This is a genomic window from Halalkalibacter hemicellulosilyticusJCM 9152 (genome assembly GCF_000513115.1).
Lineage (GTDB): Bacteria > Bacillota > Bacilli > Bacillales > Bacillaceae_D > Halalkalibacter > Halalkalibacter hemicellulosilyticus.
Genome location: NZ_BAUU01000005.1, coordinates 128,687 through 144,523 on the forward strand (window position 1 = coordinate 128,687; position 15,837 = coordinate 144,523).

12 protein-coding genes are annotated in these 15,837 nt (G+C 37.9%); 11 read left to right on the forward strand and 1 reads right to left on the reverse strand.

Going from position 1 to position 15,837, the window contains the following annotated elements; translation table 11 throughout:
* Nucleotides 1-14: 14 nt before the first annotated feature.
* The 5 genes from JCM9152_RS04355 to JCM9152_RS04375 all read left to right on the forward strand — a co-directional run bounded on the left by JCM9152_RS04355 (nt 15) and on the right by JCM9152_RS04375 (nt 7,182).
* A complete protein-coding gene (locus JCM9152_RS04355) occupies nt 15-2,429 on the forward strand; it encodes a beta-glucosidase family protein (protein ID WP_035341368.1) in 2,415 nt (804 codons plus the stop codon).
* A gap of 321 nt (nt 2,430-2,750) precedes the next feature.
* Complete coding sequence (locus JCM9152_RS04360; protein ID WP_035341371.1) at nt 2,751-3,662, forward strand: DoxX-like family protein; 912 nt, start codon at nt 2,751-2,753, stop codon at nt 3,660-3,662.
* Nucleotides 3,663-3,667: 5 nt separating this feature from the next.
* A complete protein-coding gene (locus tag JCM9152_RS04365) occupies nt 3,668-4,348 on the forward strand; it encodes a DUF4166 domain-containing protein (RefSeq protein WP_035341374.1) in 681 nt (226 codons plus the stop codon).
* A gap of 13 nt (nt 4,349-4,361) precedes the next feature.
* Nucleotides 4,362-6,062 carry a YndJ family protein gene (locus JCM9152_RS04370; protein WP_035341376.1) on the forward strand — a complete coding sequence of 567 codons (1,701 nt, stop codon included), beginning with the start codon at nt 4,362-4,364 and terminating at the stop codon, nt 6,060-6,062.
* Between the two features lie 196 nt (nt 6,063-6,258).
* Entirely contained in the window at nt 6,259-7,182 is a 924-nt protein-coding gene (locus tag JCM9152_RS04375) for an iron-hydroxamate ABC transporter substrate-binding protein (protein WP_035341379.1), read from the forward strand.
* 67 nt (nt 7,183-7,249) lie between these two features.
* On the opposite strand, the gene JCM9152_RS04380 is transcribed toward JCM9152_RS04375, so the two are convergent.
* Nucleotides 7,250-7,981 (reverse strand): GntR family transcriptional regulator, encoded by a 732-nt coding sequence (locus JCM9152_RS04380; RefSeq protein WP_235715621.1) that lies wholly within the window; start codon nt 7,979-7,981, stop codon nt 7,250-7,252.
* Nucleotides 7,982-8,231: 250 nt separating this feature from the next.
* On the opposite strand from JCM9152_RS04380, the gene JCM9152_RS04385 reads away from it, so the two are divergent.
* The 6 genes from JCM9152_RS04385 (at nt 8,232) to JCM9152_RS04410 (ending at nt 15,747) form a co-directional block, all read left to right on the forward strand.
* Entirely contained in the window at nt 8,232-9,191 is a 960-nt protein-coding gene (locus JCM9152_RS04385) for an ABC transporter permease (protein ID WP_052015555.1), read from the forward strand.
* Nucleotides 9,191-10,057 carry a carbohydrate ABC transporter permease gene (locus tag JCM9152_RS04390; protein ID WP_035341382.1) on the forward strand — a complete coding sequence of 289 codons (867 nt, stop codon included), beginning with the start codon at nt 9,191-9,193 and terminating at the stop codon, nt 10,055-10,057. Before JCM9152_RS04385 ends, JCM9152_RS04390 begins: the two co-directional genes overlap by 1 nt.
* 101 nt (nt 10,058-10,158) lie before the next feature.
* Nucleotides 10,159-11,715, forward strand: a complete 1,557-nt coding sequence (locus JCM9152_RS04395) for an extracellular solute-binding protein (RefSeq protein ID WP_035341385.1) — start codon at nt 10,159-10,161, stop codon at nt 11,713-11,715.
* A 15-nt stretch (nt 11,716-11,730) separates the two neighbouring features.
* Nucleotides 11,731-12,483 (forward strand): PHP domain-containing protein, encoded by a 753-nt coding sequence (locus JCM9152_RS04400; RefSeq protein ID WP_035341388.1) that lies wholly within the window; start codon nt 11,731-11,733, stop codon nt 12,481-12,483.
* Nucleotides 12,483-13,871, forward strand: coding sequence for a sulfatase family protein (locus JCM9152_RS04405; RefSeq protein ID WP_035341391.1), 1,389 nt, complete (start codon nt 12,483-12,485; stop codon nt 13,869-13,871). The genes JCM9152_RS04400 and JCM9152_RS04405 overlap by 1 nt, the downstream gene beginning before the upstream one ends.
* A 370-nt stretch (nt 13,872-14,241) precedes the next feature.
* Nucleotides 14,242-15,747, forward strand: coding sequence for a glycoside hydrolase family 43 protein (locus JCM9152_RS04410; RefSeq protein ID WP_035341394.1), 1,506 nt, complete (start codon nt 14,242-14,244; stop codon nt 15,745-15,747).
* The last annotated feature ends 90 nt before the right edge of the window (nt 15,748-15,837 follow it).

Sequence of the window (15,837 nt, forward strand, 5' to 3'; positions counted from 1 at the left end):
AAAGAGGAATAGAAATGAAACATAAAGAATTAATAGCAAAGATGACATTAGAAGAAAAAGCTTCGTTAATGTCCGGAAAAGATTTCTGGCAATCACAAGAGATTGAACACCTTGGTATCAATAGCATCTTTTTTGCTGATGGTCCACATGGAATCCGTAGACAAGCCGTTGCTGCTGATAAATTAGGGTTGAACCTTGGAAATCCAGCAACTTGCTTTCCGACTGCAGCAACCGTGGCCAATAGCTGGAATGCTGAGCTTGGAGAGAAAGTTGGAGAGTATCTTGGTGAGGAAGCGATTGCTCAGGAAGTGAATGTGTTACTTGGACCAGGTGTGAATATGAAACGAAATCCTCTATGTGGAAGGAATTTTGAATATTTTAGTGAGGATCCATATCTTGCTGGGAAAATGGCCGCTAGTTATATTAGAGGTATTCAGTCATATGGTATTTCGGCCTGCGTGAAGCATTTTGCGGTAAATAATCAAGAGAAAAGACGAATGTCAATTGATGCAATTGTTGATGAACGTACGTTACGTGAACTGTACTTAACGGCATTTGAAATTGCTGTTAAGGAAGGGAAGACGAAGGCTGTTATGTCTTCCTATAATAAATTGAATGGTACATATACGAATGAAAATATGCATATCATGCAAGCTATTCTTCGTGGCGAATGGGAATACGATGGTACCGTAATTACTGATTGGGGTGGTAGCAATGATCGTGTGTCTGGACTGTTAGCAGGGAATGAGCTAGAAATGCCGACAACAGCAGGCGAAACCGATCAAGAGATCGTTCAAGCGATTCGTGATGGAAAGCTAGAGGAAGTTGTTTTGGATGAATGCGTGGATCGTTTGTTAGAGCTAATTTTTACAACGGAGTCAGCTTATAAGAAGCCACATGCTAAGTTTAATGTGGAGCGACATCATCGAGTGTCACAGAAGGTTGCGGAAGAGTCGATCGTTCTATTAAAAAATGAAGGCAATATATTACCATTGAAATATGGTAAAAAGGTTGCTGTTGTTGGAGATTTTGCAAAGGATGCTCGCTATCAAGGGGCAGGCTCCTCGCTCGTTAATCCGACAATTTTGGATCATACGCTAGATTGTTTTCAAGAATCAGGTATTGACAGCATCGGTTTTGAGCCTGGATTTGAGCGTTATGGAAAGAGAAACACGGAGAAGATTCAAAAGGCATGCGAGCTAGCGAAACAAGCAGATGTGACCTTGTTGTATATCGGTCTAGATGAAGTGACTGAAGCTGAAGGATTAGATCGACAAAGTATGAAGATTCCTGATAATCAAATTGAATTGCTTCATGCGCTGCACGAAGTCAACCCGAATATGATTGCCATTCTTTCTTGTGGTTCAGCAGTTGAAATGCCTTGGATTCATAAGGTGAGAGGGCTAGTGCATGGCTATTTAGGTGGACAAGCAGGTGCAAGAGCCATTTTGAGAGTGTTGTCAGGCGATGTCAATCCTTCAGGGAAGTTGGCAGAGTCATATCCGTTTCGCTATGAAGATACGCCTTCGTATCACCACTTTCCCGGAGAGGAAGCAAGTGTTGAATATCGGGAGGGACTTTTTATAGGCTATCGTTATTATGATACGGCGAAGGTCGATGTTCTTTTTCCATTTGGATTTGGCCTAAGCTATACAACATTTGCTTATGCAATTATCGACGTAACGGAGAACCTCGTTTCCTTCGATTTAACCAATACGGGACAAGTTGCGGGGATGGAAGTTGCACAATTATATGTTGGTTGCCAATCAAGTCATATTTTTCGACCTAAGAAAGAGTTGAAAGGTTTTAAGAAAGTCTTTATTAATGCAGGTGAGACAAAACGTGTCACGATCCCATTTGATGATAAAACATTTCGTTATTTTAATGTAAAGACAAATCAATGGGAAGTGGAAGAGGCTGACTATATCATTATGGTTGGGGCGTCTAGCGCCGATATTCGTTTACAGGATTCACTATATGTGAAAGGGACGATTGCTCCGCTTCCATATGATAAAGAGAAGCTTCCTTCCTACTTTTCAGGAATGATAAAGAAGGTACATGTCGACGAATTTGAGCAACTATTAGGACGTAACGTACCACAATCAATTTGGAATCGAGGTAAGCCACTTGGCTACACAGATACGATTGAACAATGTCAGTATGCGAAAGGATTATTCGGTCGTTTGTTGTTTAGATTTGTGACATTTTCCTATTGGACTTTGAAAAAAATCGGGAAAAGAAGTACGGCTAACCTTATCATGATGTCGATCTATTACCAACCTTTAAGAGGAATGGCTAGGATGACAGGTGGTATTATAAATATGCCAATGTTAGACGGGATCATTATGATGATCAATGGGCGCTTCTTTAAAGGGGTTGGTCATGTCTTAAGTGAAAGAAGAAAAATGAAGAAGGCAACGACTAAATAGTGGTCGTTGCTTTTTTTTTGTAACGAGGATCAGAAAGGATAGTTAAAAGATGCTTTATGAAGGGAATAGTGGAATGAGGTTCCATCAAAGATGATGAAAGTGTATTAATAGGTGACCTCGAACGGTTAATATGACGCTCGATATACTGTCTGTTAGGACGTATAAGTCACCTCGTCTATTCTAAACTTATTGGAATCCGATCATTATACTCTATAATTGGAATCAAATTGTATATTCAACAATATTAAACAAGTAGAGAACTTGTGTTACAATCGTCCTAACGAATAAACCTTTATTGATCGTGTGAATAAGGAGATGGATATGTCAAAGTCAAAGCCAATTTATGTGGAGACACTCATTAATGCTGAAATGGAGAAATTATGGGACTATACGCAAAAACCAGATTTACATGAGCAGTGGGATTTGCGTTTTACGAACATTACTTATTTACCGAAAGAGAAGGAAGCCGATCCGCAGCATTTTCTATATCAAACGAATATTGGATTTGGACTAACGATTAAAGGAACAGGTAAAAGTGTTAAAACGGTTATGAAAAAAAATGAGCGTGTTTCAGCATTAAAATTTTGGGCGAATCATCCACTTTCTTTAATTGCGGAAGGGAGTGGCTATTGGAAATATACACAAACTAGTGACGGAATTGTTTTTTTGACACAATATGATTATGCTACTCGTTTTGGCTATTTGGGTAGAATAATGAATGTCGTATTTAAACCCCTTATGGGATGGGCGACTGCTTGGAGCTTTGACTGTTTAAGACTGTGGCTTGAGAAGGGGATTTCACCTCAAATTTCGATGGTGAGAAGTCTTTATCAAATGATTGCTAGCTTTGTGCTTGCTTTTATTTGGATATACCAAGGACTAGTACCGAAAATATTGTTTCAAGATGCGGGAGAGTTAGAGCTGTTACAAGGTACTGGTTTGTTTCAAGGACATGAGGAGTTGTTCCTCTATATATTAGGAGTGCTACAAATCGGTTTTGGGTTATTGTTTTTATGGATAGGTCGAAAATGGTGGTTGCATGTTATCAATATTGTAGCGCTTATTTGTTTAGGGGTGGGCGCTATAATGAGTAGTGCTATTGTTTTGGCAGCACCTTTCAATCCTTTAACATTAACAATTGCGATGATTGGATACTCACTACTAACGACCTTGAATCTAAAGGATTTACCAAGTGCTAATCATTGTAAGAGAAATCGAGTACGTAGTAGGTGAAGAAAATGCCATCAATCTATGAAAGAGCGTTGGGAGAAGGTTATCAATACTTACATCCGGAAATTAAGCGTAAGTTTGCATTGTCGAGTGAACAAGCTGTGGCAAGTAGAGCTGAGGGTGTTATGAATGAAATATGGGGAGGGCGTATATGGATGCGCCCTTTTCTTCACTTGGGGGGAATGAAGCGTTTGACATTCTCAGAACGAGGACAAAACATTCCATTTTCTTTAGAAAATTACGCATATTTGAACTCATGCGGTCAGGAATGTATGGCTTGGATACGAAAATTTCATTTTAAGAGAACCAGGCATTTTGATGCAACGATGGTTTATAGTGAAAATCAGAGGAAGGTTATAGATTATTTAGGTTCTGATCAGGACTTAGTCACAAGCCTTGATATAGACGTTATGTCAAATGGAGGGATAAAGCTTGTGTCTGGACCACTGTTTATTAATAGAGAGCAAAAGACTATGGAGCTACCAAGTCTTTTCTCAGCAAAAGCGACTGCAAAAGAATGGTTTAATGATGAGCAAAATAGGTTTCACATTGAAGTGGATGTGCAAAATCGTTATTTCGGAACGATTTTTGGCTATAAGGGCACGTTTACGGTTCAATATTATGACTTTAATGGGAATCTTCCGAGTGAGGTAAAGCCCCGGAAAGAAAAATCATTGAACTTGCTGTAAAAAGGAGAGAGCGATGAGAAGAACAATCATGATACAGGCGATTGCTGGACTTATAGTTTGGCTTGCGTCTTTTTCTATTCTTAATATCGGACTAATCGAACGATTATTGTTATTTTCCATTCTTGTACTCGTACCGTTAATCCTTTACTTGACTGAAACGAAGGATCGCCATGGCGAATACTTTAAAACGTATAGGGTTGCTGTTCATTTATTTCCGGTTGGCTCATTAATGGCATTTATATCTTTCTTCATTCCGTCAGGAGTACTAGCGGGAATGGTATCTATCGGTTGGTTATTGTGGACAGGTATAGTGTTTGTCTATGGCTTTGCTAGGTTGTCAGCTAGAGGATTGACGTTTCTTGAGGAGACGAGTATTGACATTGGCTTAATGTATCTTTTGCTTGGTGGTGGCTGGTTTACAGTGTTTCAATTTGGATTTGATGTGATGAATTTTGGTTCATTAATTATTCTATTAACAGCCATTCATTTTCATTATTCAGCCTTTGTGACTCCTATTTTTCTTGGTTTGTTAGGCAGAGTACTTAGGGAAGGATGTAATTTGCCTAAAAGCTATCGGTTAGCAACGATTGGTGTCATGATTAGTCCGATAGGTGTGGCAGTTGGTATTACATACTCTCGTTTGATTGAATTTATTTTTGTTGTATTGTTTGTACTTTGTTTATGGATATATACGTTTTTAGTTATTAAATATGTGCGAAAGAAACAGACGTATTTGGTCGGGTATTTTTTAATTAGTTTATCGGGATTAATTCTTCTGTTTACAATGTCTCTTGCCTTTTACTATGGACTTGGTCGCTTATTGCGAGTAGATCTGATTCTTATTCCTGATATGGTGACACTACATGGAATTGGTAATGCGTTTGGTTTTGTGCTAGTAGGTGTATTAGGCTGGTTAATGATCTTGCCAAAAATGTCTACGAACATCTATGGAATTCCATTTAGCCAAATTACAGGAAAGTGGAAAATAGGAGCAAATTTCTTTGAGAGGAATCAATTAAAATCCTCAACGGATAGTCGATGCCAAGGGCTTATAGATGATTTAAGCTTATTTGACCAATACGATTTTGATTCTCATCGAGTAAATTGTGAGATTAGACAGTTCTATGAGAACCCCCTTTCCTTCGATTTAGTATCGAAAACATATTGGCATAAGGGATTTCGATTGTTGTCGAAGCTTTATAAATCGGCCAGTAGAAAAATGGAACAAATTGATTTGCCGTTACATGATCAAAAGGAGGAGCTTGAAGTAAACAGTAAGTTGATACCGATAGATTCTGATCAAGATGGAAGAAAGCGACCACGCGCGTGGGTACGCACGGATAAAAAATCGGGAAATGCCGTCTTTGTAGCATCCTATTCCTATCATATTTATGGAGAAAAAAAGTATTTAAACATCTCACTCCCTCTTCCTTTCGGTCAAATGACAGCCGTTCTTCGCTTTGAAAATTATGGTTATGAGCAACGGGATGATGGTCTTGTACTGACGAGTCAATCGAATAGGTTAGGGAAGGGAGATGAAGGAATTTATTATGTCACAAAATGGTTTGTAGTTCGCCTGCCTCTTGATGAACGTTTTCAGTTATGGGTGGAAGACAGTAATGTGTCGATTTTGAATGCGAACCATCGTATGTGGCTGTGCGGAAAACGTTTTTTAACAATTGACTACTGGATTACTAGAAATAAATATGAATAATATTGGTTCCTCAATTGTTAGTGTCACTAACGGTTGAGGTTTTTTTATGAGTCAGAGGGGGTTCAAGCAGGTGATGAAAAGGATGATTGTTATTTTTTATAAAATAATTAATTGACAATGATTCTCATTGTTATATACTATATGAAGCGTATGATAGATGGCAAACTATTAAAATCATAAAAAAGGGGAAATACAAATGAAAAAGCTATTAATACCATTTTTGTTTATTTTCGTACTCGTTCTAAGTGCTTGTGGGAGCGCTGAGTCGACAGATGAAAGTAATTCAACGGAGAGTGATACAGAGGCTGACGCTGAAACGATTACGTATGAGTCAGAGTTAGGACCAGTTGAGGTTCCTGCTAATCCGCAGAGAATCGTTGCCCTTACGAACGGACCGAATGTTCTTGCGTTAGATGGAAATATCGTTGGAATTGATGAATGGACAGAAGCTAATCCTCTATTTGAAGAAAGACTTGAAGGCGTTGAAATTGTATCAGATGCGACCTTGGAGAAAATTCAGGAATTAAATCCGGATTTAATTATTGCCGGATCCTGGCAAGAAAATCTTGATAACCTAAGTAAAATTGCACCGACTGTTGTCTACACTTGGGGTGCATTAGACTATTTATCACAGCAGCTTGAAATTGGAAAGCTCTTAAACAAAGAAGAAGAAGCGGCAGCGTGGATAGAGGATTTCCAAAATCGCGCTCAAGCAGCTGGGGATGAGATTAGAGAGTTAATTGGTGAGGATACGACCGTTTCTGTTATTGAAAATGGAAATGATGAGCTTTATGTGTTTGGAGATAATTATGCACGTGGGACAGAAATTCTTTATCAAGAAATGAAACTGAACATGCCTGAACAAGTAGAAGAGATGGCTCTAGAATCAGGTGTTTATACACTTTCCTTGGAAGCTGTTCCTGAGTTTGCTGGAGATTATATTGTCTTGAGTAAAAATCCGGATGCTGATGATTCAATGTTTGAATTGAATACATGGCAGAACGTGCCGGCTGTTCAAAACGGTCAAGTTATTGAAATTAATAGTAAAGCATCGACCTATAGTGATCCGATCACACTTGAGTATTTACTTGATATATTTGAAGGTTACTTTTTAGATTAAAGGCATCAAGCATTAATACCCTAGTTGTTAGTGATGGCTAACAACTAGGGTATTGTTTGTATCAGACTTAACGAGTTCTTCTAATTCTAAATTTAAAAATATCATTACGCAAATAGTCATAGCTCAGCATAACCGGTCTGTTAAGCTCATCGTAGTGTAGCTGTATCATTTGCATAACTGTTGTATGAGGGTGAATGAGTAGCTTTTGACAATAACGGTCAATATGAAGAGGAACAGCAAGCTCAGTATCGCTACGTATGGTTCTAATATGACATTTGTTCTCTAGGAATTCGGTTAAGGAACCATGTAGCTCCTCTTGTTCGAATGCATTTCCTACAATCGCTTTGGGCATTATGTTCAATGAGCAAACGACAGGTTCACCGTTTGCAGTACGAATCCGTTCATGTTGAACAACTAGTTCTCCCACCTTAATCGATAGATAGTTTGCCCATTCTCTTGTAGCCGGTACGACATCTGAATACTCTTTTTTCTCTCCTTCGATTAATCCTGCTGACTGGATTAATTCCCCAATCTTCGTTAGTTTTTCTAAGCTGTTATCAATGTTCGGTAGAGGTGTTGTCACAAATGTACCAACCCCATGTTTCACATTCACTTTCCCTTCTTGTTCTAATAACTTAATCGCAGAACGAAATGTTTCTCTGCTAACGCGAAAGGATTTGGCCATTTGCATTTCTGAAGGGAGTTTTTCCCCAATTGCAAATTGGCCAGATGTAATCATGTCTTCTATCTGTTCTTTAATTACTAAATAACTAGGTTTATCTAACGTTTTCTTTAACAATTTAAGCACCTCTAGACTTCTTTTCTTGTTTTGAGTATACCACTTTTTGATCTATTGAATGAGTAATGATGATAGAGGTAATCTATTTTTTTGTATAATAAATAGCTATATATAAGGGTTTTTAGCTAATTGTAAAAAATATATTAAGAAATGTTTATAGAAAATTTACACGTTTTAAACAATAGCTTAATGAAAATCTTGTACGATCAAACCACAGAGACGTCTATACAACATAAACGAGGAGGTCTTTATGGCTCAGTCAAACACAGAAATACATAGTAACAAACATGTACAAATAAATAAGAAGAACGAACGAATCAAATTGATAAAAAGAGGGATTCCTCTTTATTTCATGATGTTACCTGGTGTATTGTTCTTCCTCTTATTTAAATATGGGCCGATGGTTGGCTTGTCCGTTGCTTTTATGGAATATGATCCGTTTAAAGGCTTCTTCCAAAGTGAGTGGATAGGATTTGGACATTTTATTCGACTGTTCGAAGAGCGGGTTTTCTTAAATTTATTATGGAATACGTTTGTTTTAAGTATTTATGATATTATCTTTTATTTTCCTGCACCTATTTTATTAGCTCTACTATTAAATGAAATTCGGTTACGTTTTTTTCGGACGACAATTCAAACGATTTTATATACGCCGCACTTTGTATCATGGGTTGTTATCGTTGGGATCACCGTTATGATGTTCTCGACACAAAATGGAAGCATTAATAACCTGTTAGTTGACCTGGGATTTGAGCGGGTTGAGCTAATGACAGATCCAGGCTATTTTCGACCGTTATGGGTCATTCACAATATATGGAATGGAATGGGGTGGGATGCAATTGTTTATTTGGCAGCGATGTCGTCTATTAATCCACAGTTGTATGAAGCAGCTCGGGTGGATGGTGCCACTAGATTACAAATGGTCTGGTATATTACACTTCCGTCGATTATGTATTTAATTGTGATCATGTTGATTTTACGCTTCGGTGGGTTTATGGATTTAAGCTTTACCCATATTTATTTGCTTCAAAACTCCTTGAACATGAGTGTTTCGGATGTTTTTGATACATATGTGTATCGTGCAGGTGTGATTGGTGGGCAATTTAGCTATACGACTGCGGTTGGTTTATTTAAATCAGTGATAGCTCTTAGCATGGTCATGATCGCAAATACGATTGCAAAGAAGATGGGAAAGGAAGGCGTTTATTAATGGGGAAGCTTAAGCTAACAGAGGATAAACTATTTGATCTTATTGTCTATACGATGATCTCTTTCATTACACTAACGGTTTTATTACCGTTGCTCTATGTTTACGGTAGTTCAATCGCAGAACGAAGTGAATTTGTAACTAGAGGTTTTTTTATCATACCGAGAGAGATTACGTTTGATGCTTATATCTATTTAGTGAATAACAAAGAGTTTTTAAATGCCTTTCAAAATGCAGTGGTTATTACAGTGGTAGGGACGTTTTTGAATGTTTTACTCACTACGTTGATGGCATATGGGTTATCAAAGAAATGGCTACCAGGTCGCACAGTGATCAATTTTATGGTTTTATTTACAATGCTGTTTAGTGGTGGGATGATCCCGCTTTATTTAATTGTAAATAGCTTAGGGTTACTTGATTCGTATTGGGCGATCTGGTTAACGAGTGCAATTTCTCCATTTTATTTAATTGTTATGCGTGGACTGTTTGGAAATATTCCGCGTGAATTAGAGGATGCAGCGAGAATTGATGGTTGTGGGGAGTGGCGTTTACTACTAACGGTTGCCTTACCATTAGCGAAGCCGGCGATTGCAACCTTTACAATTTTTTATATGGTTGCGCATTGGAATTCTTATTTTGAAGCTATTTTGTATTTGCATGATCAAAGCCGAATGCCGTTACAAGTCATGCTTAGACGTTTAATTATACAGGATGAAGAATTATTAGGAAGTGAAACGGCAGACATTTTATTTAGTCCAGCTGTTCCGATGGCTGCGATTGTGATTACAATTACGCCTCTTATTATCGTGTTTCCTTTCTTTCAGAAGTATTTCAATAAAGGCTTTTTATTAGGATCTGTGAAGGAGTAAGGAGAAATGAACGGAAAGGAGCTGGTTGATGAATCGGTAGTTATTCATGAAATTATGGTGGTGCTTGTATTAGGTGATTAAAAAAGGAGGATGAAATAATAATGAAGAAATATGGATGGTTTGTCATGTTATTGATGTTCGTTTTAGTTGTCATAGGTTGTGCTACTAATAGTGAAGAGACTATGCAAACAGAGGAAAATAAACAATTATTAGATGCAGAGGTAGTAGATGACTTTGAACCGTATAACTTTGAGGAACATTTGACGATATCGATGCTAACAACTGGTTCACCCATTCAATATGAAGGTAATGCAGTATTTGAATACATTGAAGAAAAGTTTAATGTCACATTTGATATCCACTATTATGATCGTGATGATTTTGATACGTATTTAAGTACACTTGCAGCTAGTGGTGATTTACCAGATATATGGCGATTTGGATATAATGATCCGCGAATGTTTACTGATTGGGCAGAACGAGGTGCTTATTATGATGTGAAACCTTTACTTGAATATCACCCCGAGCTTGAAGCTGGAATACCGACGTGGGCATGGGAAGTATTAAATCCACCAGGACACTATTTTGGGGTGCCTGAATACCGTCTGCAAACAAGAAATGTGCTTGCGATTCGTCAAGATTGGCTTGATAATCTCGGACTAGACGTACCGGATACGATGGAAGAATTTTATGAAGTGGCTCATGCGTTCGCTAATCAAGATCCGAATGGTACTGGACGGAATGACACAATCGGCTTTTCTGCTCTTGGTTTGTTTGCAGAAGAAGGAACCGCATGGAGAGGCGGAGCATTCGGACTTGCGCGAGAATGGAAAGAAATTGACGGTGAACTTGTGCCATATCAAGCGCAATTGGATGAGTTAACGGAATATATTTCGTTTATGAGGAAGGCTTATGAGGAAGATGTGTTAGATAAGGATTTTATGCTACATAGCGATTGGCGCGATGCTAATGAACGATTGAGTGAAGGGATTGCTGGCATTGAGTATGTGAACCCTAATAGTGTGCATGAGAAAGAAGCTGAAGATATTAAAGCTCATGACCCTAATGCAACGTTGACAATGATACCGCCACCAGCTGGACCAAATGGAGAAAGAACGACACCGACAAGACCTAGTTATTTTAAAAAGGTAATTAATGCGAATGTTAGTCAAGAAAAGGCACATCGAATTCTAGCGATCTATGAATGGAATATTACGGAAGGATATGAAATTACGCGTCATGGTTTAGAGGATATCCATTATACAGTTCATGAAGATGGTACGGTTGAACAGTTAGATGCATGGGACGAGCATGAGCCGGCATCAATTGGTACGGATATATTAAGAGCGTGGAATCCGTTGCATCGCGCTTACTGGTGGTTAGGTGAAGAGTTTGAGCAGGAGTTAGCTGCTCAATATGAAATGAATGAGAAGTATATTTGGGAGGATGATAATCCAGGATTAATCTCGGATAAAAATGTTGAAAAGGGTGCACAACTAGATGCGGAATTTGAGCAAATGCTAACAGAGGTTGTGGTCGGTAGAAGAGGAATGGAGGATGTTGAATTAGCTGTTGAACAATGGCTTGAAAATGGCGGACAAGAAATCATCGATGAAATGAACCAATTGTATATTGAATATAACGCTGCGCGTCAATAATAGTGGAGGTACATGATGAAGATTGATTTGCATACACATGGAAAGTTAAGTAAAAAAGCAGAATTTACGTTAGAGGGCTTTCGCGAGCATGTTCTACAAGCGAAAGAAAATGGTTTAAGTGGCTTTGCGTTAACAGAGCATTTTAATACGACTAACTTTGAATATATTTATGATACATTAGATGCCCATTATTCGTATATGAGTGACTACTATGATGTGGAGGGGTTACGAGTATTTCCTGGGATGGAGGTTGACATTCAAGAGGTCGGGCATATTCTTCTTATCGGAAAACGTCAAGATATAAAGGAGATAAATAAATTCTTAGTTCCGTATCGTGCAAAAGAGAGCTTTATTCCTTTTGATAGCTTGATAGCTTTCGTTCGTCCTTATCATGTCTTGAAAATAGGTGCACATCCATTTAGAGAAGCAAAGGGACTAGCTCATCTTGATAAGGGGCACTTAAAGCAATTAGATGCTTTAGATTTAAATGCGACAGATTTATATCATCAAGGCTTGAAAATGAAAATGGAATTAGTTATTTTTGCAAGTGAATTACAGCTACCCGTTGTTGCGGGGAGTGATACTCATCAATCTCTTCAATTTGGTAGTGTTTATAATGATTTGAGAGAAGAGGTTTCTACTATTCAAGAATTGAAAGATGTGATTATGAGAAATGCATATGATATCGAGATTTCTCCATGTTTGAAGGAGAAGGTAAAGGCGGCGCGTTTAGTTAAAAAAACATTAAAGAAGAGTTTGAGTGTTTAATGAGTAGTAAGAAGAAACGTCCGAATATTTTACTCATTTTACTTGATCAATTGCGGGCGGATTACCTTGGGTATGCACAAGCGGTTGTGCATACCCCTCATATTAACCGCTTGGCGAAGCAGGGTGTGACATTTACTCAGGCGGTTTGTAATAGTCCAGCGTGTGTTCCTAGTCGCGCATCAATGATGAGTGGTCGATATCCGCATCGGATTAATGTGTTAAATAATGATCAGCATTTTCCTTTAAATCAGAAAACGTATATGCAGGAATTACGTCAGGTTGGTTATCAAGTTGCGGGAATTGGAAAGCTTGAGTTACATAAATCAGACCTTCAATATGGAGAAAAAGGAAATAAACCGATTAATTATCATTTTGGCTATACCGACCCATTTGAAACGGAAGGAAAGATGAGCTCGGCGAAATCTCTTATAAACAATAGTCAAGAAAAGTTGTTAACTGGACCATATCAATATTACCTTGAAGAAAATGGCTTGCTGCAAACCTACATAGAAGACTATCGTGAACGAGAAAAACGACCGCCATGGTATTCATCCTGTTCTATCTTAGAAGAACAAGATCGTATTGATTCGTTTGTAGGGAGGCAGGCGTGTTCTTTTATTGAAGAGGCTTCATCTGAAAATCCATGGTTCTGTAGTGTGAACTTCTTAAGTCCTCATGATCCTTGGGATGCGTCAAAGCGTTATTATGACATGTATAAGGATACTCTGTTTCATCCATCTATTCCAAAAAAACAAACCGGTAAGCCTTCTTGGATTATTAGAAGGCAAAAGGATCATAGTACGAATATGACAGAAAAGGCATTAAATGAAGTTAAAAGGCATTATGTAGCTATGATTACACAATTAGATGAATGGGTAGGAACATTGGTTGATCGTATAAATAAGCGACACGAGGAACGAGAGACGATTATTCTACTTGCTTCTGATCATGGTGAAATGCTAGGTGATCATGGATTGTTTAGAAAGAATGTGATGTATGAAGGTGCTGTTCGTGTTCCGTTAATTATTTCAGATCCAACTGAAACTCGTATCGGTGGAACGAAGAATGGCGAATTAGTGGAACTAGTTGATTTATTTCCGACTATTTTGGAAATGGCTGGTATTACAGGTGATTTACACAATATAGATGGAAAATCATTGTATCCGATTATGAAAGGCGAAGAAAGAGGTCAACATAAATCATTTCAATATGCTCAATGGAACCAAATCAAAATGGTTCGTACGCATCAATATAAATTGATAGAACATGGTGACCAAGGAATGGAGTTATTCGACCTTCAAGCAGATCATATGGAACTGAATAATTTAGTAGATGAAAGGGAAGAGATTGTCTACTCATTGACTCAATTGTTAAACCAACTAGCATAACATAATATAATAGTTACTTAGTATGAAATATAGTAGAAGAAACACCTTTGAGGGATGACTCTCAAAGGTGTTTTAAATTAGTACGACTAGCTTCTGTTAGTGACATTGGTGGTGAAAGTGACCTGGTGGAGTTGGGGACGTTTATCCAACATGGTAGATCTTGCTTTTTCTTTTTACATTCGCTTATCTTCCAACTTTTTTGACATCATAGTCGTGATTTAATTATAAAAGCCTTCTGACAGGTTGACATATGTTCATAAACAACGAAAACAAAATTACGAAATAATTAATAAAAACATTTATAACTTATGCTCATTTTGTTATAGTGTTAGATAAAAGGTTTATCAAGATGAAAAGGGAGGTAGGTCGTATGACTAAAGCAATGATAAGAAACCCGATATATTGGAGTGATATTCCCGATGTTGATGTGATTCGAGTTGACTCTGTTTATTATATGGTGAGTACGAGTATGCATACAGTACCGGGCTGCCCGATTATGAAGTCAGAAAATCTGGCTGATTGGGAGTTAGTCGGTTATGTGTTTGATACGTTAGAGAGCAATGATGCTCATTGTTTGCTAGATGGAAAAGGGATTTATGGACAAGGGTCATGGGCGGCTAGTTTACGTTATCATAATGGAATATTTTATGTTTGCTTCTCTAGTAATGATATGAATCAATTTTATATTTATCAGACTAAAGATATTGAAAATGGTGATTGGGAACGTTCAATAATTAATGGTATTTATCATGACCCTGCTCTGTTATTTGATGAGGAGCGTGTTTATGTGATTTATGGTTGTGGTGATATCCGAATTACAGAACTAACCGAGGATGTAAAAGCAGTCAAAGAGGGGGGAGTAGATAACCTTTTATTGGAAACCGAAAAGGAAGGAATCGGTTTACGATGTGAAGGCTGTCACGCTTATAAGTTGAACGGTTACTATTACTTATTATTTATCGAGTGGCCCACAGAAGGAAATCAGAGACGACGTCAAATCGCTTATCGCTCTAAACAACTATTTGGAGATTATGAGCGTAAGATTATTTTTGATGATGATATGGGCTACTTTAACAAAGGGATTGCTCAAGGTGCGATTTTCGATACACCAACTAATGAGTGGTTTGCGATGTTGTTTCAAGACCATGATGCAGTTGGGAGGATTCCATACGTACTGCCTGTAAACTGGGAAGAAGGATGGCCGATGATAAAGGTATCAGAAGAGTTTGAAATTGACTTACAAGCGACCACAATAAAGAAGCCTCTTGTCATAAGTGATGAATTTTGTTACGAAGAAGATCAATTAGCATTGAATTGGCAGTGGAACCATAATCCTGATAATACGAAATGGTCTCTGACAAAACGCCCAGGTCATTTGCGGCTAGAAACCTGTCAGCTAGCAAATAGTGTGTTACAGGCGCGCAATACGTTAACACAACGAACAGAAGGGCCGATGTGTTCGGCTTCATCTAAGCTTGAGCTTTCTCATATGAAAGTGGGTGATCATGCAGGAATGATTGCCCTTCAAAGTCATTTTGGTACGGTTGGTGTAAAGGCTTTAGGTCGTAATCATTATCATGTTGTGATGACGATGAAACAAGAAGGTCGTAATGAAGAAGTAATTGAAAAAGTCTCATATGATCAGGACATTCTTTACTTTAAAGTTGATTTCAACTTTGTCGATAGTCAAGATATTGCAACATTTTATTATTCTCATAATGGGGAAGAATGGTCCCAAATTGGACAGGTTTTAAAAATGAAATATACGCTAGATCATTTTATGGGTTATCGGGTAGGGCTGTTCAACTATCCAACGAAGCAAGTCGGTGGATATGTTGATATTGATTATTTTCATTATGAGAGAAAAGAAAGATAAGGGTGATGGGAACTCTTAATGTTTTTAACGTATATGTCTAGTGTGATCAAAGAATGAGGACTCTACCTGCAATCTGCAGTTTTATAGCAG